The sequence below is a fragment of the Phycicoccus endophyticus genome (genome assembly GCF_011326735.1).
Taxonomy (GTDB): Bacteria; Actinomycetota; Actinomycetes; order Actinomycetales; family Dermatophilaceae; genus Phycicoccus; species Phycicoccus endophyticus.
This window is the reverse complement of the sequence record NZ_JAANCN010000001.1, coordinates 566,857-586,221: the sequence shown is the minus strand read 5'-3', so window position 1 is coordinate 586,221 and position 19,365 is coordinate 566,857. Positions and strand designations below refer to the sequence as shown.

The window sequence follows — 19,365 nt, the reverse complement described above, 5'->3', positions numbered from 1 at the left end:
CTCAGCCCTTGAGGCCGCCCGCGAGCAGGCCGCGCACGAAGTAGCGCTGGAGGCCGAGGAAGACGGCGACGGGGACGACCATCGAGATGAACGCACCGGCGGAGAGCAGGTACCACGCGCTGCCTCGCGAGCCGGCGAGCGCCGCGATGAAGACCGTGATCGGCGCGACGTCGGGCGTGCCACCGAGGAAGACGAGGGAGACGAGCAGGTCGTTCCAGACCCAGAGGAACTGGAAGATGCCGAACGCGGCGATCGCCGGGGTGAGCAGGGGCAGGAGGATCCGGAAGAAGATCGTCACGTGCCCGGCCCCGTCGACCCGGGCGGCCTCCATGAGCTCGCCGGGCAGCTCCTTCATGAAGTTGTGGATGAGGAAGGTCGCCAGCGGGAGGGCGAAGATCGTGTGCGAGAGCCACACGCTCCAGTACGAGGCGCCGAACCCGAGCTTGTTGACGTAGATGTCGAGCAGCGGCACGAGCGCGATCTGCAGCGGGACGATCTGGAGGGCGAAGACCGCGACGAAGAGCGCGTCCCGCCCGGGGAAGGGGATCCAGGCGAAGGCGTAGGCCGCGAGCGAGGCGAGGAAGATCGGCAGCACCACCGCCGGCAGGGTGATGACGATCGTGTTGATGAAGGCCTGGACGATGTTCGAGGTACTCGTCGAGGACAGCGCCTGCGTGTAGTTGTCGAGCGTGTAGTCGCCCGGGTGGAGGAAGGAGGTCCACCAGCCGCTGCGCTGGATGTCCAGCTGGCTGCGGAAGGAGGTGACGAACAGCCCGATGGTCGGGATGGTCCACAGGACGGCGATGACGACGGCGACGAGCGAGGCCCACGGCGAGGTGACCGCGCGCGCGGCGTCACCGGCGGCGGAGCGGCGGCGGCGGCGGCGCGGCCGGCCCGGGTGGGTGGTCTGCTCCATCTCCTCGCTGACCTTGTCGGGGAGCGCGGTGGGCTCGAGGGTGCTCACGTCAGGCCTCCTTGCGCATCTGCACGACGTTGTACGCGACGATCGGGATGACGAGCACGAAGAGCAGCACCGCGAGGGCGGCCCCGATCCCGGGCGCGTTGTACCGGAAGATCTGGTTGTAGAACTCGTTGGCGACGACCGAGGTGTCGAACTGCCCCGCGGTCATCGTCCGGACGATGTCGAAGATCTTCATCGTCGCGATGCCGATCGTCGTCAGGACGACGACGAGGGCCGAGCGGATGCTCGGGAGGGTGATGTACCGGAACATCGCCATGCCCTTGACGCCGTCGAGCTTGGCCGCCTCGATGATGTCGTCGGGGATGGCCTTGATCGCGGCCGAGAGGACGGTCATGGCGAACCCGGCCTGGATCCACACCATGACGACGATGAGCATGAGCGTGTTCAGCGGGACGTCGAGCAGCCACTGTCGGGTCTCGAACCCGAGGAGCTTGAGGATGCCGTTGAGCAGGCCGGTCTGCGGGCGTGAGGTCTGCTTGTACTCGTAGACGAACTTCCAGATGATGCTCGCCCCGACCATGGAGATCGACATCGGCAGGAAGATCAGCGCCTTGGCGAACGCCTCGCCCCGCGCCCGGTCGATGAGGATCGCGTAGAGCAGGCCGATCCCGGTGGCGAGGAAGGGCACGAGGACCACCCAGATCGCCGTGTTCCGCAGCACGACGAGCAGGTCCGGCGAGGTGAACATCGTCGCGTAGTTCTCGAGTGAGTACGGCCCGTCGGCGGTGCGCCCCTTGAAGGACTGGTTGATCGTGCGCAGCGCCGGGTAGACCAGGCCGACGCCGAGCAGCCCGACCACCGGCAGGGCGAAGAGGGCGCCCTGCACCTGCTCGCCGCGCCGGCCGGTGAAGAGCGTGGCCAGGAGGAGCACCAGACCGAAGACGACGGCGAAGACGACGACGGCGAAGATCATGAGGGCGAACTTGCCGCCGACGCTCTCGGCGCGCAGGAGGGGCTCGGGCAGGATCGTTGCGGGCAGGGCGGCGAGGGTCACGGGCGCCATGCGGTCCGCCTTTCGGGTCGGGCTGGGTTCAGCGGAGAGGCCGGGGGCGGGGCGGTGTGCGCCCCGCCCCCGGGACGGACCGGTGGGCCGGTCAGCGGCCGGTCCTTAGGACTTCGGCCAGGACTTCTCGATGTAGTCCAGCGTGGTCTGGTCGTCCTGGCCGATGATCCAGTCGGTCATGCCCTTCCAGAAGGTGCCCGCACCGACGGCGCCCGGCATCAGGTCGGACGCGTCGAACCGGAAGGTGGCGTTCGGGTCGGTCAGCTGCTCCGCGGAGAGCTTGTCCACGGGGTTCTCCAGCAGGGAGGCGTCGGCGTTCTTGTTCGCCGTGACGCAGCCGCCGCTGCCGCACGTGCGCGCCCGCTCGTCGGCCCACTCGACCGAGGAGAGGTAGGTCTGGAAGGCCTTGACCTCCGGGCGGTCGGCGAAGGCCGCGACGAACTCGCCGCCGCCGAGCACCGGGTGCTCCTCGGCGGTCATCGCCGGCAGGTAGAAGGCCCACACGTCGCCGTCCTCGGCGACGTTGGTCCCCTCGGGCCAGTTCGCCGCGTAGAACGAGGCCTGGCGGTGCATGTAGCACGAGCCGTCGAGGACCGGCAGCCCGGCGTCCTGGAAGGAGGTCGTCGCGATCGTCTTGACGTCGCCGTACCCGCCGTTGACGTAGTCGGGGTTCTTGAGGATCTTGCCGACCTCGTTGAGGGCCTCGGCGACCGACGCGTCGTTGAACGGGATCTCGTGGTTGACCCACTTGTCGTAGGTCTCGGCACCCGCGGTGCGCAGCATGACGTCCTCGATCCAGTCCGTGGCCGGCCACCCGGTGGCGTCACCGGACTCGATGCCCGCGCACCACGGCTTGGAGTCGGGGTTGTCGCTGGCGATCTGCTGGGTCAGCGACATCAGCTCGTCCCACGTCGTGGGGATCTCGTACCCGCCGTCGGCGAACATCTGCGGCGAGTACCAGACGAAGGACTTGACGTTGGCGCCGAGCGGCGCGGCGTAGAACGTGCCGTCGACGGTCCCGTACTCCTTGAAGTCGGGCATGTTCGCGTCGACGTTGTCCTCGACCTCCTGCGGCGGAGCGACGACCTTGCCCGTCGCGACCATCGTCTGCAGCAGCCCGGGCTGGGGGAGGTAGGCGATGTCGGGGGCGTTGCCGCCCTGGACGCGCACGGGCAGCTGGGCCTCGAACTCCTTGGAGCCCTCGTACTTGATCGTCACCCCGGTGCAGTTCTCGAACGGCTTGTACGAGGCGATGTGCGGCTCGTCCTCGGGCGCGGTGATCGAGGTGTAGACCGTCACCGTCGTGCCGTCGAGGTCGCCGAACGCCTCGTAGGGCGCGCAGTCGATCTCGGTTCCGGTCTCGTCGGATCCGGCGTCGCTGTCGCTCGAGCCGCAGGCGCTCACGCCGAGAGCCAGCGCGAGGGCTCCGGAGAGCGCCGCGGCGCGGCGCGTCGAGTTCAGGGGCATAGCCCGCCTCCATCTTCACTGGGCGCGCCGCGGCCGGTGCCTCGGCGCTGAGGAAATCCTGAAGAAAGGTAAAAGCGTTTACGCACCGAGTCAACGCCTCCGAGGCGTTCGGCGGTAACGATCCCGTAACACGACGGCCGTCCGGCCGCGCGCACCTCAGCGCACGGGGGCGCCGATCCCGGCGATGACCGCGCCGTGCGGGCTACCGGACCCGTCGCGCCGGCCGGTGGCCGGGGGCAGCTCGAGCGCGACGCCGCCGGCGCCGGAGGCCCGCGCCGGGGTGGCGCCGACCCAGGCGAGCACGAGGGTGTCCTCGCCGCGCAGGAACCGGTGCGCGCGCACGCCGCCGGTGCCGCGGCCCTTGGCGGGGTACTCCTGCAACGGGGTCACCTTGAGCGAGCCGGGCTGGGTGCCGGGCAGGGCGTCGGCGGAGCCGGCCGCGGTGACGACGACGTTCTCGGCGTCCGGGGCGGCGGCGCCGAAGAACACCGCGGAGGCCGTCGGCGAGAGCCGTACGCCGGCCATCCCCCCTGCCGCGCGCCCCTGGGGGCGGACGGCGGCGGCGGGGAAGTGCAGCAGCTGGGCGTCGCTCGTGACGAAGACGAGGTCCTCCTCGCCGGTGCGCAGCTCGACGGCGCCGACGACGGTGTCGCCGTCCTTGAGGCCGATGGCCTCCCAGTCGCCGCCCTTGGGGTAGTCGGGCGTGAGCCGCTTGACGACCCCGTGGGCGGTGCCGAGGGCGAGGCCCGGACCGCCGGGGTCGAGCGAGACGATCGTCAGCGGCTCCTCACCGCGAGGCAGGTCGACGTAGACCGCGAGCGGGGCGCCGCCGGACAGGCTCGGTGCGCCCCCGAGGGGAGGCAGCGCGGGCAGCTCGAGGGCCGACATCCGCACCATCCGGCCGCGGGAGGTCACGAGCGCGAACTCGCCGCGCGCGCTCGTGCGCACGGCACCGACGACGGCGTCGTGCTTGGCCCGCGGGCCGTCCGCGGGGACCGGGTCGGCGCCCGAGGTGCGGGCGAGCAGGCCGGTGGAGGAGAGCAGCACCCAGCACGGGTCGTCGCTCACCTCCAGCGGCGTCGTCGGGGTCGCGGCGGTGCCGGCGGACTCGAGCAGGACGGTGCGCCGCGGCGTGCCGTGGGCCTTGGCGACCTCGGCGAGCTCGCCCGAGACCGTCCGCCGCAGCAGGCGGTCGTCGGCGAGGATCGCCTCGAGCTCCTCGATGGCCCGCTGCAGCTCGTCGCGCTCGGCCTCGAGCTCGATCCGGGAGAACTTCGTCAGCCGGCGCAGCTGGAGCTCGAGGATGTAGTCGGCCTGCGCGCTCGAGAGGTCGAAGACGGCGACGAGCCGTTCCTTGGCCGCGGCCGCGTCGTCGCTGGCGCGAATGAGCTGGATGACCTCGTCGATGTCGAGGATGGCGACGAGCAGGCCCTCGACGAGGTGCAGCCGCTCGCGCCGTCGGGCCAGCCGGTAGGCGGTGCGGCGGCGCACGACCTCGATCCGGAAGTCGACGTAGACCCGCAGCAGGTCCTTCAGGCCGAGGGTCTGCGGCTGGCCGTCGACGAGGGCGACGTTGTTGATGCCGAAGGAGTCCTCCATCGGGGTGTGCTTGTACAGCTGCGCCAGGACCGCCTCGGCGTTGAACCCGTTCTTGACCTCGATGACGAGCCGCAGGCCGTTCTTGCGGTCGGTGAGGTCCTTGATGTCGCTGATGCCCTGGAGCTTCTTGGACTGCACGAGGACCTTGACCCGCTCGATGACCTTCTCCGGCCCGACGAGATAGGGCAGCTCGGTGACGACGATGCCCGTGCGCCGGGCGGTCACCTTCTCGATCCGGGCGGTGGCCCGGGTGACGAACCGGCCGCGGCCGGTGAGGTAGGCGTCGCGCACGCCCTCGAGCCCGACGACCCGGCCGCCGCCGGGCAGGTCGGGGCCCGGGACGAACTTCATGAGGTCCTCGAGCGAGCAGTTCGGGTGGTCGATGAGGTGGCGGGCCGCGCCGACGACCTCGACGAGGTTGTGCGGCGGCATGTTCGTCGCCATCCCCACGGCGATGCCGCTCGTGCCGTTGACGAGGAGGTTGGGCACGGCGGCGGGCAGCACCCCGGGCTGCTCGAGGCTGTCGTCGTAGTTCGGGACGTAGTCGACGGTGTCCTCGTCGAGCCCGGTGACCATGAGCAGCGCGGCGGGTGCCATCCGGGCCTCGGTGTAGCGCGAGGCGGCCGGCCCGTCGTCGAGGGAGCCGAAGTTGCCGTGGCCGTCGACGAGCGGCAGCCGCATCGTGAAGGGCTGGGCCAGCCGCACGAGCGCGTCGTAGATCGCCTGGTCGCCGTGCGGGTGGTACTTGCCCATGACCTCGCCGACGACCCGGCTGGACTTCACGTGCGGGCGGTCCGGGCGCAGGCCGAGCTCGGCCATGCCGTAGAGGATGCGGCGCTGGACCGGCTTGAGCCCGTCGCGGGCGTCGGGCAGGGCGCGGGCGTAGATGACGCTGTAGGAGTACTCGAGGAACGCGGTGCGCATCTCCTCCTCGACGTCGATGTCGACGACCCGCCCGAGAGCGTCCTCGGGGGGCGGAGTGCTCGTGCGCTTGGCCATGGTGGTGCCGGGTGTCCTCGTCCTCGGGGGAGCCGGGGGTGCCGGCAGGGGTCCAGGCCATCCTCACAAACGCCCGGGCCCCGGGCGTCACGACACTCCGAACCGCCCGAGGTGGAGGACGTCCTCGACGGTTCGCCGGGGCCGGGTGGCGGCCGACCCCACGACCCGCTCCGCCTCGTGCCCGAGGGCGACCACCCCGACGACGTGCCGGTCGTCCGGCACGCGGAGCGCCTCGAGGACCGCGCCGTGGCGGCCCGCGGGGACGCCGAAGAAGAGGGCGCCGAGCCCGGCGTCCTGTGCCCCGAGCAGGACGAGCATCGCCGCCATGGCCGTGTCGGTGTCCCAGTAGGGGACCGGCCAGTGCTCGAGGGAGCGGTCGCTCCAACCCTTGTCGGGCTCGGCGTAGCGGTCGAGGTAGGCCCCCGGGTTGGAGAGGCAGACGAGCAGCGCGGGTGCGGCCGAGACCCCGCGCAGCCACGCGTCGGGCGGCCCGCTGCCGGCCGCTGCGCCCCAGAACCGCTCGCGGTCCTCGGGGGCGAGCAGCGCCACGAAGTCCCAGCCCTGGCTGAAGCCGGCGCTCGGGGCCCGCACCGCGAGGGCCACGAGGTCGCGCACGACGCTCTCGGGGACCGGCCGGCCCGGGTCGAACCGGCGCACCATCCGCCGCCGACGGACCACCTCGCGCAGCTCCATGAGGCCAGTGTGCCCGGCAGCGGCCGGGGGCGACGGATGGCAGGATGTCGGCCATGGCGGAGGTGACGCTCCCACCCGGGTACCCGGCCGCGTGGGAGGCCGACGTCGTCCTGCGCGACGGCACCGTGGCGAGCCTGCGCCCGATCCGCCCCGACGACGCCGACGCCCTGCGCCGCTTCCACGAGGCGCAGTCCGACGAGTCGATCTACCTGCGCTTCTTCGCGCCGCTGCGCCGGCTCTCGGACGCCGACGTGCACCGCTTCACCCACGTCGACTACACCGACCGGGTGGCGCTGGTGGTGACCATGCGCGAGGAGATCATCGGGATCGGGCGCTTCGACCGCATCGACGCCCGCAGCGCCGAGGTCGCGTTCAACATCAGCGACCACTACCAGGGCAAGGGCATCGGCTCGGTGCTGCTCGAGCACCTCGCGGCCGTGGCGCGCGACCTCGGCATCGCGCGGTTCACCGCGGAGGTCCTGCCCCAGAACCGCAAGATGCTCGCCGTGTTCGCCGACGCCGGCTACGAGGTCACCCGCCGGGTCGAGGACGGCGTCGTCGAGGTCGGCTTCGACATCGAGCCGACCGACCGCTCCCGCGCGGTCGAGATGAGCCGGGAGCACCGCGCGGAGGCGCAGTCGCTGCGCGCCCTGCTGCGGCCGGAGACCATCGCCGTCGTCGGGGCCAGCCGGCGGCGGGACACCTTCGGCGGCCAGCTGCTGGACCGGCTCACCGAGTCCGGGTTCACCGGGCGGGTCGTGCCGGTCAACCCCAGCGCGCGCACGCTGCGTCGGCTCACGTGCTACCCCAGCGTCCTCGACGTGCCCGGCCAGGTGGACCTGGCCATCGTCGCGGTGCCCTCGACGGCGGTGCTCGGTGTCGTCGAGCAGTGCGCCCGGGCCGGGGTCAAGGCGCTGCTCGTCGTCTCCGCGGGGTTCGCCGAGGAGGGCCCGGAGGGAGCCGCCCGGCAGCAGGAGCTCGTCCGCCGGGCCCGCGGCGCGGGGATGCGGGTCATCGGCCCCAACTCCTTCGGGATCGTCAACAACGACCCGCAGGTCCGCCTCAACGCCACGCTCGCCCCGACGGTGCCGCCCCCGGGGCGGCTCGGGCTCTTCGCCCAGTCGGGCGCCCTCGGCATCGCCGTGCTCGCCTCCGCCGCCCGCCGCAACCTCGGCATCTCGACCTTCGGGTCGGCCGGCAACCGGGCGGACGTCTCGGGCAACGACTTCATGCAGTACTGGATCGACGACGACGCGACCGACGCGGTCGGGCTCTACCTGGAGTCGATGGGCAACCCGCGCAAGTTCTCCCGCATCGCCCGCAAGCTCGCCCTCATCAAGCCGGTCATGGTCGTGAAGTCCGGGGTCTCCCGCTTCGGCGTGCCCCCGGGTCACACCGTGCGCGAGACCAAGGCCCGTCCGGCGGTCTTCTCGGCGATGCTCAAGCAGGCCGGGGTGATCCGCGTCGAGAACGTCCACCAGCTCTTCGACGTCGCCCAGCTCGTCGTGCACCAGCCGCTGCCCGCCGGCGACCGGGTGGCGATCGTCGGCAACTCCGCCGCCCTCGGTGCGCTGACCGGTGACGCCTGCACCAGCTGGGGGCTCACCGTCGCCCACGGGCCGGTGTGCCTGCCGAGCGAGGCCTCGGCCGCGGACTTCCGGGCCGCCCTCGACCGTGCGTTCGAGGACCCCGGGGTGGACTCGGTGGTCTCCTGCTTCATCCCGCCCCTGGCCACGGGGGACCAGGACGTCGCCGCGGCGGTACGCGGTGCCGCGGCGGACGCGGACAAGCCGTGCGTCGCGACCTTCCTCGGGATGCGCGGCGTCGACGACCGGGGCTCGGTCCAGGGCACCGGGGGAGAGCGGCGGGCCATCCCGGTGTACGCCATGCCCGAGGACGCCGTGCGGGCGCTCGCCGCGGCCACCCGCTACGGGCAGTGGCGGGCCCGGGACCAGGGCACGCCGGTGGCCCCCGTGGGGATCAACCGGCGGGTCGCCGAGGACGTCGTCGAGACCGTGCTGTCGGTCAGCCCGAACGGACGCCGGCTCACCCACGACGAGGCGACCGCCCTGCTCGCCGCCTACGGCGTGCAGCTGTGGGGCCGGCGGGAGGTCGGCTCGGTCGAGGAGGCCGTCGCGGCGGCGCGGGAGGCCGGCTACCCGGTGGTCCTGAAGTCCGTCGCGCCGATGGTGCGCCACCAGGGCGGCAGCGGCGGTGTGCGGGTCGACCTCGGGGACGAGTCGGCCCTGCGCGCGGCCTGGGCCTCGCTGAGCGAGCGGCTCGCCCCGCTGCAGGCGGACCGGTTCGTCATCCAGACGATGGCCAGCCAGGGCGTCGCGTGCGTCGTGACCTCCGAGGAGGACCCGCTCTTCGGCCCGGTCATCGGCTTCTCCGTCGCGGGCCTGCCGACCGAGCTGCTCGACGACGTCGCCTACCGGATCCCACCGCTCACCGACGTCACGGTCTCGGAGCTGATCTCCTCGGTCAAGGCCGCGCCCGTGCTGCACGGCTACCGGGGGCAGACGCCCGTGCACCGCGCCGCGCTCGCCGACCTCATCGGCCGGATCTCGGTGCTCGCCGACGACATGCCCGAGGTGGCCTCGCTCGTGCTCAACCCGGTCAACGCCCACCCCGGCGGGGTGGAGGTGCTCGGGGCGGAGATCACCGTGGCGCCCGCCCCGCGGCGGATCGACCCCGGCCGCCGCTCGCTCACCTAGGGGCGCCTCGCCGTCCCCGGGGGGCGGCGGGACGGCACAATGGGGGCATGACCAGCGCCCACGACGCCCCCGTCCTCCCGGCGGAGCTCACCGCCGACATCGAGCGTGCCGGGTACTTCCCGGCGCTCGTCGGCGACATCGTCGCCGCCGCCCTGGCGGGGGAGCGGGTCGAGAACCACCTCGTGCACCTGGAGACCACCTTCGACCGGGACGTCGTGCGCCGGCACATCACCGTCCTCGTGCTCACGCCCTCGCGGCTGCTCATCGCGCACGCCGACGACCACGCGGACGAGCCGCCCGCGCCCCAGGACGTCGCGACCGCCACGACGGAGGCGATCCCGCTGCACGCCGTCAAGGGGGTCATGCTCACCCACGTCGTCGAGCGCCCGGAGCGCTACGTCCCCGGGTCCCTCGGCCGCGAGGTCACCCTGACCCTCGGCTGGGGCACCGTGGCGCGCGTCGACCTCGTCCCCGCCTCGTGCAGCGACCCCGACTGCGAGGCCGACCACGGCTACGAGGGGACGGTCACGGGCGACGACATCGCGCTGCGGATCGCCGCCGCCGCCGACGGCGAGGACCAGCTCTCGCGCGCCCTGTCCTTCGCGCGCGACCTGTCGGCCGCCATCGGCCGGGGCTGAGCGGGTGACCCGCCCTGCCGCGCCGGACTACGCGGCGGGCAGCCTCGCCGACGTCCTGCCGAGCGTCTGCGCCTCGCTCGGGGTGCCCGCCGACGACGGGCGTGCCGGCTGGTCCGGGCGGCTGGCCCTGCCCCCCGCCCGGCGCGCCGTCGTCGTCCTCGTCGACGGCCTCGGCGCCGACCAGCTGACCCGCCGCCTCGGGCACGCGCCGTGGTTCCGGGAGCATGCGGGGGCCACCCGCCGGGTGCCGGCGGGTTTCCCCTCGACGACCGCGACCTCGATGGGCACCTTCGGCACCGGAGCGCCACCGGGGGCGCACGGCATGCTCGGGTACGAGGTGCTCCTGCCCGGGGAGGACCGGGTGTTCAACGAGCTGTCCTGGGAGGACGGGCCGCCGCCGGAGTCCTGGCAGCCACTGCGCACGTGGTTCCAGCGGGCCGAGGCGGCCGGCGTCACGGTGACCCGGATCGGCCCCGCCTTCTTCGACGGCTCCGGGCTGACCCGTGCGGCGCTGCGGGGTGGCCGGTTCGCGGCGGCGGACCCGCTGGCCGACCGGGTCGACGTGGCCCTGCGGGCCGCGCGCAGCGCGCCGCGCACGCTCACCTACCTCTACTGGGGCGAGGTCGACAAGCTCGGGCACGTCCACGGCCCGGAGTCCCTGGAGTGGACCGCCGAGCTGGAGCTCGTCGACGCCGAGCTGGCCCGGCTCGCCGCGGGGCTCCCCCCGGACACCTCGCTCACCGTGACCGCCGACCACGGGATGGTCGCCTGCCCGCACGAGACCCGGGTCGACGTCGCGCGCGAGCCGGCCCTGCTCGACGGGGTGCGCCACCTCGGTGGCGAGCCGCGCGCGACGCACGTCTACTGCCGCGCCGGAGCCGCCGGCGACGTCGCCGCGACCTGGGCGCAGCGGCTCGGTACCCGGGCCTGGGTGCGCCGGCGCGAGGAGGCCGTGGCCGCCGGCTGGTTCGGCCCGGTGGCCCCGGCGAACCTCGAGCGGATCGGGGACGTCGTCGTCGTCGCCGACGGCGACCTCGCGGTCATGGACTCCGGGCGGATGCGTGCCCCCCTGCTCGCACTGCTCGGGATGCACGGTGGGCTGACCGCCGAGGAGCTGGCCGTGCCGGTCCTCCACGTGCCCGCCGCCGTCGCCTAGGGTTGGCGCCCGTGGCCGAGCTGGTGTTCTTCTCCGGGACGATGGACTGCGGCAAGTCCACCCTGGCCCTGCAGATCGACCACAACCAGCGCGCCCGGGGGCGAGAGGGGCTGATCTTCACCAAGCTCGACCGCGCCGGGGAGTCGGTGCTCTCCTCGCGCCTCGGGCTCGAGACCACCGCCGTCGAGGTGGGCGACGACCTCGACTTCTGGGACGCGGTCGTCGAGCAGCTGACCGCCGGTGGCCGGGTGGACTACCTCATCTGCGACGAGGCGCAGTTCTACACGACCCGGCAGGTCGAGCAGCTGGCGCGGGTCGTCGACGAGATGGGCGTCGAGGTGACCGCCTTCGGGATCACCGCGGACTTCCGCACCGAGCTCTTCCCCGGCTCGCGGCGGCTCATCGAGCTCGCCGACCGGGTCGAGGTGCTCCAGGTCGAGGCGCTGTGCTGGTGCGGGCGTCGGGCCACGCACAACGCCCGGGTCGTCGACGGGGTCATGGTCGTCGAGGGGGAGCAGGTCGTCGTCGGCGACACCGCCTCGGCGCGCGCGGGGGTCGTCGAGTACGAGGTCCTCTGCCGGCGTCACCACATGCGCCGCATGAACAGCCGGGCGGCGCTCGCGGCGTCCCCGACCCCGGACACCCTGCCGTTCGACCTCGACGCCTGCCCCCTGCCGCCGCGGCCCTGACGCCGGGCGAGCCTCAGGCGGGGCCGGAGCCCTTGGTCCCGAAGACGATGTCGTCCCAGCTGGGCACGCTCGGGCGCGGCTTGCGCGAGGGGTTCGCCGCCGGGCGGGCGTGCCGCGGTGGGTGCTCGCCCTCGGGTGCCTCGGTGTCGTCGGGCGAGGGCTCCGTCGGCGCCGGGGCGCCGTCGTGTGGCCACCCCCCGACGAGCGTGTCGGCCTCCGCCTGGGGGTCGCCGGGCTCGAGGTGCTCGGCGACCGGCTTGCGGGCCCGGGCGACCGGAGGCGGGCCGGCCTGGAGCAGGTCGCCGGAGAGCTCCTCGATGGGCAGCGCGTCGGTGCGCGGCTGCTCCTCGCCCGGGGTGTGTGTCGGGGAGGTCCGGCGGCGCGAGCGTCGACCCCGGGCACTGTGCTCGCGCATCGCGGCCATGAGGTCGATCGGCTCGTGGCCGGCACGCTCGACGGGCACGGGCTCGATCCCGCCGTCGGCGTCGACGTCGTAGACGTCGAGGTCCTCCGAGGGACCGGCCTGGTGCGGGGCCGGGATGAGCCCCGAGGTCGCCTCCTCGCTCAGCCAGCGGGCCTCGTCGTTGGTCGGGCTCACCGACCCCCCGAGCGGCTCGTAGTGCCAGGTCGCCGTGCGCCGGCGGCCGCCGGCGGCGAAGGTCATCGACAGCTGCCAGACACCGTCCTCGTCCCGGGCGGAGTCCCACTCGACGAGGTCGCGCTCGACACCGCGGTCGCGCAGCCGCTCGCCGACCCGCTCCTCGAGGGTCACCGGGCCGGCGCCGCGCGTGCCGACGGCGCACCCGCGGGCGACCCGGGCCACGTGCTCGCGCTCGGCGAGGATGGGGACCTCGAACCGGCGGACCTTCTCCAGGGTCCAGCCGGCCCGGTCGGCGACCTCCTCGGCGGAGAGCCCCCGGCGGATGAGCGCCTGCACCTCGCGAGGGCGCATCCCGCCGTCGATCTCGATCTGCAGCTGTCCGAGCCGGGGGCGGTCGCGGCGGGCTGCCGCCCGCAGGGGCTCGTCGAGGGGCAGCCGGTAGCGCCCCCCGTCGCTGCCCGCGAGCAGGAGGTGCTGACCGTCCTCGTGGACGCCGATGAGGCGCAGGTCCTGCATGTCGCAATCTCCCGGGTCGCTGGTCGTCCCCTCGACGATGCCACCGACCGGGGCCCCGGCCGTGGAGCCCACGCCGGACGCGCCCGGATCGGGCGGATAGCGTGGTCCCATGTCCGCCGCCGCCGACCTCGCCCCGTACGACGCCATCCTCCTGGGCTCCTTCGGTGGCCCGGAGTCCGCGGAGGAGGTCGTGCCGTACCTGCGGCGGGTGACCGCCGGACGCAACATCCCCGACGAGCGGCTCGTCGAGGTGGGTGAGCACTACTACGCCCGCGGCGGCCGCAGCCCGATCAACGACCTCAACCGCGACCTCATCGTCCGGCTCGGCGCCGAGCTGGAGCGCCGCGGGCTGGAGGTCCCCGTGCTGTGGGGCAACCGCAACAGCGAGCCGTTCTTCGCCGACGCCCTGCACGAGGCGCTCGGCCACGGCGCCACCCGTGTCGTGGCGCTGTTCACCAGCGCGTACTCCTGCTACTCCTCGTGCCGGCAGTACCGCGAGGACCTCGCCGCCGCCCTCGAGCAGGTGGGGCCGGCCGGCGACGGGCTCGTCGTCGACAAGGTCCGCCAGTACGTCCACCACCCCGGCCTCGGCCGGGCCTGGGCGCGGGCCCTGACGGCGGCGCTGCGCGAGCTGCCCGAGCCGGGCGCGGCGCGGGTGCTCTACGTCACCCACTCCATCCCGGTCGCGATGGACGACACCTCGGGGCCGGGGGACGGCGAGGGCAACCTCTACACCGACCAGCACCTGCGCCTGGCCCGGCGGCTCGACGAGGTCGTCGGAGCCGAGCTGGGGGCCACGGTGCGCGGTGAGCTCGTCTTCTGCTCGCGCTCGGGTCCGCCGAGCCAGCCGTGGCTCGAGCCGGACGTCAACGACCGCATCGAGCAGCTCGCCGCCGAGTCCTCCGCCCCGGTCGTGCTCGCGCCCATCGGGTTCGTCTCCGACCACATGGAGGTCGTCCACGACCTCGACACCGAGGCCGCCGAGACGGCCCGGCGGGTCGGGGTGCCCTTCGTGCGCGTCCCGACCCCGCACGGCGACGACGAGTTCGCCCCGGGCCTGGTCGACCTGCTCCTCGAGCGGGCCGCCGAGGCGCGCGGCGAGGTCGTCGTGCCCGCGACCTGGCTGCCGGGCGACGTGCGGCCCTCGGTGTGCGACCCCGGCTGCTGCCCCAACCTGCGGGTCGCCAAGCCGGCCCTGTGCGGGCGGGACGGATGAGCGCGGCCGCGGGCCCCGAGCCCGCCGTCCCGGCCGGGGTGGACCTCGCGGAGCTCGAGGAGGTCGCCTGCCGGGTCGCCCGGGAGGCGGCCCGGCTCGTCGTCGAGGAACGGCCCGAGGACCTCGGGGTGGCCGCCAAGTCCACCCCGACCGACGTCGTCACCGAGATGGACCAGCGCAGCCAGGAGCTGCTCCTGGACCGGCTCGCCGCCCTGCGCCCGCGGGACGCCGTGCTCGGCGAGGAGGAGGGCGGACGCGACGGCACGAGCGGGGTCACCTGGGTCGTCGACCCCATCGACGGCACGACGAACTACCTCTACCGGGTGCCGCAGTACGCCGTCTCGGTGGCCGCCGTCGTCGGCGACCCCGGGGAGGGCGGCCGCTGGCGCGCGGTCGCCGGGGCCGTCGCCAACCCCGAGAGCGGCGAGCTCTTCCACGCGCGCGAGGGCGGTGGGGCCTGGCTGGACGCTCGCGGGGACACCCGCCGGCTGCGGGCCCGCTCGACGGGCGACCTGGCGCTGGCCCTCGTCGGGACCGGCTTCGGCTACGCCCCCGAGCTGCGGGCCCGACAGGCCCGGCTGCTCGTCGAGCTGCTGCCGGCGGTCCGCGACATTCGGCGTCAGGGCAGCGCGGCCCTCGACCTGTGCGCGGTCGCCGCCGGCCGGCTCGACGCCTACTACGAGACGGGTCTGCACGCGTGGGACCGCGCCGCCGGTGAGCTCGTGGCCCGGGAGGCCGGCGCGCGCGTCGGGGGGCCCTTCGACGAGGTGGCGGCCCAGGCCCTGACGTGGGCCGCGGCGCCGGGGGTCGCCGAGGCGCTCTCGGACCGGGTACGGGCCCTGACGCGCGAGCACGTCGGCCTGCCGGACGCACCCGCCTGACCTGCACGGACGCTGGGGCCGGCGGCGCACCGGGCCCGTCGGCCGGACCGGCGTGGCGGCCGAGGCCGCCATGGTGCACAATCTGGCGCGCACACGAGGGCGGGCCGGGCACAAACCGAGCCGCCTGTGCGTTGTCCGGGCCGGTACGGCACGACGAAGGGTGGACCCCAGCATGGCAACCGACTACGACGCACCGCGCAAGACCGACGACGAGCTCTCCGAGGACTCCATCGAGGAGCTGAAGAACCGTCGGGTCGACAAGCGGTCCTCGAGCGTCGACGTCGACGAGACCGAGCAGGCCGAGGGCTTCGAGCTCCCCGGCGCCGACCTCTCCGGCGAGGAGCTCTCGGTGCGGGTCCTCCCGCGCCAGTCCGACGAGTTCACCTGCTCGCGGTGCTTCCTCGTCCATCACCGCAGCCAGCTCGCGAGCGAGAAGGCGGGCGTGCTCGTCTGCCGCGACTGCGCGGCCTGACCCTGCGTCCGTGAGCACCCCCACCCGCGTCCCGGTCGCCGTGCGCCGGTTGCACGAGGACGCCCTCCTGCCGTGCTACAGCACCGACGGCGACGCGGGGGCCGACCTGGCGAGCGTCGCCCAGGTGACCCTCGCGCCGGGGGAGCGGGCGCTCGTGCCGACGGGCATCGCCCTGGCGCTGCCGCCGGGCACGGTGGGCCTGGTCCACCCGCGCTCCGGGCTCGCGGCCCGGCACGGCGTGACCGTCGTCAACGCGCCGGGCACGCTCGACTCGGGCTACCGCGGCGAGGTCCTCGTCAACCTCGTCAACCTCGACCCGCACGAGCCGTTCACCGTCCACGTCGGTGACCGGGTCGCCCAGCTCGTCGTCCAGAGCTACCTGCACGCCGACTTCGTCCCGACCGATTCGCTTCCCGAGAGCGCCCGGGGGGAGACTGGGCACGGGTCCACCGGCGGCTTCGGCCGACCGACCACCCGGTGACCCGCCGACCGCCACACCGTCCGAGGACCACCGCCGTGAGCATCTTCCGCAGGAGCAAGCCCGCCGACCCGCAGCCGGTCGCGCCCGACGAGGCCGACCCGGCCGAGGAGGCCGTGACCGACGAGGCCGGTGCCGAGGAGGTCCCCACCGCGCAGGCTGCATCCCCACGCCCGGGTGGGCCGTTCGACGTCAACGACGTCGAGGGGCGGGAGGGCCGGCTCGATCTCGGGGCGCTCTGGGTGCGGGGGGTCCAGGGGATGGAGCTGCGCCTGGAGGTCGAGCAGGAGAGCCAGCAGGTCAACGCGGCGACCGCCGTCCTCGGCGAGTCCGCGCTGCAGGTGCAGGCCTTCGCCGCGCCGCGCTCGAGCGGGCTCTGGGAGGACATCCGCGCCGAGATCGCGCGCACGGTCCAGGCGCAGGGCGGTACCGCCGAGGAGCGCACCGGCGACCTCGGCACCGAGCTGCGCACCCGGATGCCCTCGGCCGGCCCGGACGGACGCACCGTCTTCGCACCGGCGACCTTCCTCGGCGTCGACGGCCCCCGGTGGTTCCTCCGGGGCGTCCTGTCCGGACGCGCGGCCATCGACGACGCGGCGGCCGCGCCCCTGCTCGAGGTCTTCCGCGGCCTGGTCGTCGTCCGCGGCGGTGAGCCGATGGCCCCGCGCGAGCTGCTCCCGCTGCGCCTGCCCCGTGACGCCCAGCCCGAGCCGGAGGACGACGAGAGCGCCGAGGGCACCGGCATCGACCCGTTCGAGCGTGGCCCCGAGATCACCGAGGTGCGCTGATGGGCGTCCACGAGCGGCTGCGCAACCTCGCCCGCACCCCGCTGGAGGAGGACGCCGACGAGCTGCAGGAGCAGTCGGCCTCCGAGGGCGGCGACGACCTCACCGCGCTCGCGCCGCGCTACCCCGCCTGTGTGTGCGGCACCGTCCGCACCGTCACGCTGCCGCCGCGGCGCAGCGTCCCCGCGCTCGTGGCCGAGGTGTGGGACGGCAAGGGGTCGGTCAACCTCGTCTGGGTGGGTCGGCGTTCGATCGGCGGGGTGGAGCCGGGCGCCTTCCTGCGGGCCCGGGGGCGGGTCGCGACCCACAAGGGCGTGCCGACGATCTTCAACCCGTCCTACGAGATCCTGCCGAAGCAGTGACCGCCGAGGACCCGGTGACCGTGGCGCCGAGCGCACAGACGGTCGAGTCGCTGATCCGCCACCGGCTCTCGGTCGCGCTCGGGGGCTGGCGCGGGTCGCTCGAGACCGCCGTGCCGACCGTCGCGTTCGTCCTCGTGTGGTCGCTCTCGGGGCACGACGTGCGGGCCGCGGCGGTCGTCGCCGTCGCCCTCGCCGTGGTCCTCGCCGCGCTGCGCCTGGTCCAGCGGTCCTCGCTGCAGCACGTCCTCGGGGCGCTCCTGGCCACCGGCATCGCCGCCTTCTTCGCGGTGCGCTCCGGTCGGGCCGAGGCGGCCTTCCTCCCGGGCATCCTCGCGAGCGCCGCATTCCTCGTCGGCACCCTGGCCTCCATCGCCCTGCGCTGGCCGGTGGTCGGCTTCCTCGTCGGCGCCGGTGACCCACGGGCCGCCGAGGACCCCTTCGGCTGGCGCCGCGACCGCGGGATGGTCCAGGTGTGCGTCCGGCTGACCTGGGTGCTCGTCGCGGTCTACGTCGTGCGGCTCGCCGTCATGGTCCCCCTGTACGCCGGCTCCCAGGTGGCCCTGCTCGGGGTCGCCAAGGTCGTCCTCGGCTGGCCGCTGTGGGTGGGCGGGGTCGCCGTCATGGGGTGGCTGCTCGTCTCCGGGCACACGCCGCTCGAGCCGTCACCGCAGACGCAGACCCCCGACGGGCGCTGAGGCGCCGCTCAGTCCTCGTCCTCGTCCTCACGCCGGTGGCGGGTCCCGGGCGAGAGCATCGACTCCAGCTCGGCCTCGGCGTCGGGTGTGGTGACGAAGAGCAGCTCGTCGAGCGGCTCGAGGGCGTCGTCGCGGCTCGGGGCGATGGGGGAGCCGTCGCGGATGATCCCGGTGAGGACGGTGTCGCCGGGGAAGGTGACGTCGCCGACGCGGCTGCCGGCGTAGGGGCTGCCGACGGGGAGGGTCATCTCGACCATCATCGCCCGTCCCTGCTGGAACTCGAAGATCCGCACGAGGTCGCCGACGCTCACCGCCTCCTCGACGAGGGCGGTCATCAGCCGCGGGGTCGAGACGGCGACGTCGACCCCCCACGCCTCGTCGAACATCCACTCGTTCTTGGGGTTGTTCACCCGGGCGACCGTGCGCGGCACGCCGAACTCGGTCTTGGCGAGCAGCGAGAGGACGAGGTTGGCCTTGTCGTCGCCGGTCGCGGCGACGACGACGTCGCAGTCGGCCAGGCCGGCCTCGGACAGCGCCTCGATCTCGCAGGCGTCCGCCTGCAGCCAGCTGGCCTCGGGCACCTTCGAGACCCGCTCGCCGTCGGCCTCCCGGTCGACGAGGAGCACGGTGTGGCCGTTGCGGATCAGCTCGCGGGCGATGGAACGCCCGACGCTGCCGGCTCCGGCGATGACGACGCGCATGGTCGGGGGCCTTTCGGGGTCAGTGGCTCGGGGGCGGCGCGTCGAGGACGCGCTCGGCGGTGGCGAGGTCCTCGCGCCGGAGGGCGAGGTGGACGAGGTCGCCCTCCTGGTACACGGTGTCGGGGCCCGGCAGGAACCCGTCGCCGAGGCGGGTGAGGTAGGCCAGCCGGCCTCCCGTCGCGACCTCGATCTCGCTGACCCGGTGGCCGATCCAGCTCGCCGCGACGGGCATCTCGGCGATGACCACCCGGCCCGAGGGGTCGGTGTGCTCGGGGACGTGGCCCTGGGGGAGCAGGCGGCGCAGCATCTGGTCGCTGGTCCACTTCACCGTCGCCACGGTGGGGATGCCGAGGCGCTGGTAGATCTCGGCGCGCCCGGGGTCGTAGATGCGCGCGACGACGTTCTCGACGCCGAACTTCTCGCGGGCCACGCGGGCGGCGAGGATGTTGGAGTTGTCGCCGCTGGAGACCGCGGCGAACGCGTAGGCCTCCTCGATGCCGGCCGCGCGCAGGCAGTCGCGGTCGAAGCCGACGCCGGTCACCGTGCGCCCCTCGAACGCGGTGCCGAGCCGCCGGAAGGAGGCCTCGTCCTGGTCGACGACGGCGACCTCGTGGCCGGCCCGCTCGATGGCTCGGGCGAGGGAGGCGCCGACCCGGCCGCAGCCCATGATGACGAAGTGCACGGGCCCGACGCTACTACGCGGCCCCCCCGTCGG

At 74.0% G+C, this 19,365-nt stretch carries 19 protein-coding genes; 11 read left to right on the top strand and 8 right to left on the bottom strand.

Annotated features, from left to right (window positions below; genetic code table 11):
* Position 1 precedes the first annotated feature (1 nt).
* The 5 genes from G8D98_RS02870 to G8D98_RS02850 all read right to left on the bottom strand — a co-directional run bounded on the left by G8D98_RS02870 (position 2) and on the right by G8D98_RS02850 (position 6,743).
* Positions 2 to 964 carry a carbohydrate ABC transporter permease gene (locus G8D98_RS02870; RefSeq protein ID WP_229661684.1) on the bottom strand — a complete coding sequence of 321 codons (963 nt, stop codon included), beginning with the start codon at positions 962 to 964 and terminating at the stop codon, positions 2 to 4.
* 1 nt (position 965) lies between these two features.
* Positions 966 to 1,985, bottom strand: coding sequence for a carbohydrate ABC transporter permease (locus G8D98_RS02865; protein WP_166098731.1), 1,020 nt, complete (start codon positions 1,983 to 1,985; stop codon positions 966 to 968).
* A 105-nt stretch (positions 1,986 to 2,090) separates the two neighbouring features.
* On the bottom strand, positions 2,091 to 3,452 hold the full coding sequence (locus G8D98_RS02860) for an ABC transporter substrate-binding protein (protein WP_166098729.1): 1,362 nt from the start codon (positions 3,450 to 3,452) through the stop codon (positions 2,091 to 2,093).
* Between the two features lie 156 nt (positions 3,453 to 3,608).
* Entirely contained in the window at positions 3,609 to 6,050 is a 2,442-nt protein-coding gene (locus G8D98_RS02855) for a DNA gyrase/topoisomerase IV subunit A (protein WP_166098726.1), read from the bottom strand.
* 87 nt (positions 6,051 to 6,137) lie between these two features.
* Entirely contained in the window at positions 6,138 to 6,743 is a 606-nt protein-coding gene (locus tag G8D98_RS02850; protein ID WP_166098722.1) for a nitroreductase family protein, read from the bottom strand.
* A gap of 53 nt (positions 6,744 to 6,796) precedes the next feature.
* On the opposite strand from G8D98_RS02850, the gene G8D98_RS02845 reads away from it, so the two are divergent.
* The 4 genes from G8D98_RS02845 to G8D98_RS02830 are packed head-to-tail and all read left to right on the top strand — an operon-like array spanning position 6,797 to position 11,943.
* Positions 6,797 to 9,460, top strand: a complete 2,664-nt coding sequence (locus G8D98_RS02845; RefSeq protein ID WP_166098720.1) for a bifunctional acetate--CoA ligase family protein/GNAT family N-acetyltransferase — start codon at positions 6,797 to 6,799, stop codon at positions 9,458 to 9,460.
* Positions 9,461 to 9,507: 47 nt separating this feature from the next.
* Positions 9,508 to 10,098: a DUF5998 family protein gene (locus tag G8D98_RS02840; protein WP_166098717.1), complete on the top strand. Its 591-nt coding sequence runs from the start codon at positions 9,508 to 9,510 to the stop codon at positions 10,096 to 10,098.
* A gap of 4 nt (positions 10,099 to 10,102) precedes the next feature.
* The gene (locus G8D98_RS02835) at positions 10,103 to 11,254 is read left to right on the top strand and encodes an alkaline phosphatase family protein (protein WP_166098715.1); all 1,152 of its coding nucleotides are present in this window, start codon (positions 10,103 to 10,105) and stop codon (positions 11,252 to 11,254) included.
* Positions 11,255 to 11,265: 11 nt separating this feature from the next.
* Positions 11,266 to 11,943 (top strand): thymidine kinase, encoded by a 678-nt coding sequence (locus tag G8D98_RS02830; RefSeq protein ID WP_166098713.1) that lies wholly within the window; start codon positions 11,266 to 11,268, stop codon positions 11,941 to 11,943.
* A gap of 13 nt (positions 11,944 to 11,956) precedes the next feature.
* Here the strand turns inward: G8D98_RS02830 and sepH are convergent, their stop codons facing one another.
* Entirely contained in the window at positions 11,957 to 13,060 is a 1,104-nt protein-coding gene (gene sepH / locus G8D98_RS02825) for a septation protein SepH (RefSeq protein ID WP_166098711.1), read from the bottom strand.
* A gap of 109 nt (positions 13,061 to 13,169) precedes the next feature.
* On the opposite strand from sepH, the gene G8D98_RS02820 reads away from it, so the two are divergent.
* The 7 genes from G8D98_RS02820 (at position 13,170) to G8D98_RS02790 (ending at position 17,949) form a co-directional block, all read left to right on the top strand.
* Positions 13,170 to 14,276, top strand: a complete 1,107-nt coding sequence (locus G8D98_RS02820; protein ID WP_166098708.1) for a ferrochelatase — start codon at positions 13,170 to 13,172, stop codon at positions 14,274 to 14,276.
* A complete protein-coding gene (locus G8D98_RS02815; RefSeq protein WP_166098706.1) occupies positions 14,273 to 15,157 on the top strand; it encodes an inositol monophosphatase family protein in 885 nt (294 codons plus the stop codon). Before G8D98_RS02820 ends, G8D98_RS02815 begins: the two co-directional genes overlap by 4 nt.
* Positions 15,158 to 15,329: 172 nt before the next feature.
* Positions 15,330 to 15,629, top strand: a complete 300-nt coding sequence (locus tag G8D98_RS02810) for a DUF4193 domain-containing protein (protein ID WP_166098703.1) — start codon at positions 15,330 to 15,332, stop codon at positions 15,627 to 15,629.
* A gap of 10 nt (positions 15,630 to 15,639) precedes the next feature.
* Positions 15,640 to 16,110, top strand: a complete 471-nt coding sequence (dut, locus tag G8D98_RS02805; protein WP_166098700.1) for a dUTP diphosphatase — start codon at positions 15,640 to 15,642, stop codon at positions 16,108 to 16,110.
* A gap of 35 nt (positions 16,111 to 16,145) precedes the next feature.
* Positions 16,146 to 16,895, top strand: coding sequence for a DUF3710 domain-containing protein (locus G8D98_RS02800; RefSeq protein ID WP_166098698.1), 750 nt, complete (start codon positions 16,146 to 16,148; stop codon positions 16,893 to 16,895).
* Positions 16,895 to 17,254 (top strand): OB-fold nucleic acid binding domain-containing protein, encoded by a 360-nt coding sequence (locus G8D98_RS02795; protein WP_166098695.1) that lies wholly within the window; start codon positions 16,895 to 16,897, stop codon positions 17,252 to 17,254. Before G8D98_RS02800 ends, G8D98_RS02795 begins: the two co-directional genes overlap by 1 nt.
* The gene (locus tag G8D98_RS02790) at positions 17,251 to 17,949 is read left to right on the top strand and encodes a DUF3159 domain-containing protein (RefSeq protein ID WP_166098693.1); all 699 of its coding nucleotides are present in this window, start codon (positions 17,251 to 17,253) and stop codon (positions 17,947 to 17,949) included. The genes G8D98_RS02795 and G8D98_RS02790 overlap by 4 nt, the downstream gene beginning before the upstream one ends.
* 8 nt (positions 17,950 to 17,957) lie before the next feature.
* Here G8D98_RS02790 and G8D98_RS02785 read toward each other — a convergent pair whose 3' ends face one another.
* Both G8D98_RS02785 and G8D98_RS02780 read right to left on the bottom strand, forming a co-directional pair.
* A complete protein-coding gene (locus G8D98_RS02785; RefSeq protein WP_166098690.1) occupies positions 17,958 to 18,650 on the bottom strand; it encodes a potassium channel family protein in 693 nt (230 codons plus the stop codon).
* A gap of 19 nt (positions 18,651 to 18,669) precedes the next feature.
* Positions 18,670 to 19,332: a potassium channel family protein gene (locus G8D98_RS02780; protein WP_166098688.1), complete on the bottom strand. Its 663-nt coding sequence runs from the start codon at positions 19,330 to 19,332 to the stop codon at positions 18,670 to 18,672.
* Between the last annotated feature and the right edge of the window lie 33 nt (positions 19,333 to 19,365).

Excerpts from the sequence above, each read along its gene's own strand:
- G8D98_RS02855 (WP_166098726.1), bottom strand. The coding sequence starts at position 6,050 with ATGGCCAAGCGCACGAGCACTCCGCCCCCCGAGGACGCTCTCGGGCGG.
- G8D98_RS02850 (WP_166098722.1), bottom strand. The coding sequence starts at position 6,743 with ATGGAGCTGCGCGAGGTGGTCCGTCGGCGGCGGATGGTGCGCCGGTTC.
- G8D98_RS02845 (WP_166098720.1), top strand. The coding sequence starts at position 6,797 with ATGGCGGAGGTGACGCTCCCACCCGGGTACCCGGCCGCGTGGGAGGCC.
- G8D98_RS02860 (WP_166098729.1), bottom strand. The coding sequence starts at position 3,452 with ATGCCCCTGAACTCGACGCGCCGCGCCGCGGCGCTCTCCGGAGCCCTC.
- G8D98_RS02795 (WP_166098695.1), top strand. The coding sequence starts at position 16,895 with ATGGGCGTCCACGAGCGGCTGCGCAACCTCGCCCGCACCCCGCTGGAG.
- G8D98_RS02840 (WP_166098717.1), top strand. The coding sequence starts at position 9,508 with ATGACCAGCGCCCACGACGCCCCCGTCCTCCCGGCGGAGCTCACCGCC.
- G8D98_RS02820 (WP_166098708.1), top strand. The coding sequence starts at position 13,170 with ATGTCCGCCGCCGCCGACCTCGCCCCGTACGACGCCATCCTCCTGGGC.
- G8D98_RS02785 (WP_166098690.1), bottom strand. The coding sequence starts at position 18,650 with ATGCGCGTCGTCATCGCCGGAGCCGGCAGCGTCGGGCGTTCCATCGCC.
- sepH (WP_166098711.1), bottom strand. The coding sequence starts at position 13,060 with ATGCAGGACCTGCGCCTCATCGGCGTCCACGAGGACGGTCAGCACCTC.
- G8D98_RS02815 (WP_166098706.1), top strand. The coding sequence starts at position 14,273 with ATGAGCGCGGCCGCGGGCCCCGAGCCCGCCGTCCCGGCCGGGGTGGAC.
- G8D98_RS02810 (WP_166098703.1), top strand. The coding sequence starts at position 15,330 with ATGGCAACCGACTACGACGCACCGCGCAAGACCGACGACGAGCTCTCC.
- G8D98_RS02865 (WP_166098731.1), bottom strand. The coding sequence starts at position 1,985 with ATGGCGCCCGTGACCCTCGCCGCCCTGCCCGCAACGATCCTGCCCGAG.